Origin of the sequence: Butyrivibrio proteoclasticus P6B7 (assembly GCF_000622085.1) — a bacterium.
In the GTDB taxonomy this organism is placed as follows: Bacteria; Bacillota; Clostridia; order Lachnospirales; family Lachnospiraceae; genus Butyrivibrio; species Butyrivibrio proteoclasticus_A.
The window spans coordinates 1-1254 of the sequence record NZ_JHWL01000058.1 but is presented as its reverse complement, the minus strand read 5'-3'; the positions used below and the strand labels follow the sequence as shown (position 1 = coordinate 1254).

The window sequence follows — 1254 nt, the reverse complement described above, 5'->3', positions numbered from 1 at the left end:
GATAGCGTAAATCAAAATTCGGAAACAAAAGGGTGGAGTTCACCTGGAATCATTTAAGATCAGATCTGTTTCCGTAATTATACACCAAGCCTGTCCATCATCCAACATATGACCCTAAATTCCGTTGGAAAAAGCGAAAGTCCCGGTGTTTCGCTTTTGACCCTTGGTCTGCTTAATGACTACTTTATCTGTCATGGAACGCCAGCCTCTGGTTTCTTTCTTTATGCAAGCTTTTGGTCAATGAGGTCCCTGAGCCACCTCATTTTAGGCATTTCTGTGCCTAACACGTGAGTGTTCAGAATCTCGGCATAGTCCCACCCGCTCTGTCTTCTTTTGATGTCTGCGATGAGTTCATCCTGCTCGCGCCTCTTTGCCTGCAGGGCCTGATGTTTTTCCTGATACCTCAGCAGGTCGATTATTTTTCCGCCATTTCTTGTGTATGCTCGTAGTTTAGAGATGTTATCGCACCCAAGAGTACTCCATCCCATTGGTCTGCTGCTTACCCTGTCGCTGAGAACATGACTCACCTGGCCTTCTGCACAGCATTTCCACACATGTCCTGATTCATCATAACGAACTTCAATTCCATCCCAGTTATTCAGGAAATACTGAAGTGTATCTTTAACGTCATCATACTTCTCAGGCTTGCCTTCCCTGGTTACCTTAAGGATGTCTTTGTATATATCTTTAAGATCGTCTTTCCTTGCTTCATTCAGACACTTCCAGATATATGCTTTCATTTCATCTTCCTTTTCAAGATGGGACACTGATCTGTCCAGATATTTCATCATGTGGAACTTATCAAGAACAAACCGGCTGTTCACGATTATCTCTGCGCCTGCCTTTATCCATGGTGCACCATCTCCGGATATATACACCCTCTCAAGGATGTCCAGCTCGTAGTTGGATGATATGTAATCCTGTACCTCCTGCCATAACTTATAGTTATTCTCAGATCCCTTGTATACTCCGCAGAATGTATGCTTTCCGATAAGCTTATATCTGTGATATGAAGCCCCTTCTGGAGCCTCGTCTATAACATCCTCGAATACTACTATTATCTTGTCTATGATAGTGTTTATCTTGTTCCCGGCAGAGCTTATCTTAAGATCCCCCTTTTTGTCCCAGAACTGAGCAGCAACATGATCTTCATCCGCGACTATGTGCAGCTGCTTTAGCTGCTTCTTCTCTGCAGGCTCTTTTAAAGGCATTTCAACAGTAAGCCCATGAACGATATCCTTAACAGCTTCCTTG

At 43.7% G+C, this 1254-nt stretch carries 1 protein-coding gene; it reads right to left on the bottom strand.

The features are described from left to right. Positions 1 to 221 precede the first annotated feature (221 nt). The coding region (locus T541_RS0116455; protein ID WP_026653671.1) for a UPF0236 family transposase-like protein at positions 222 to 1254 on the bottom strand (1033 nt) is incomplete at its 5' end.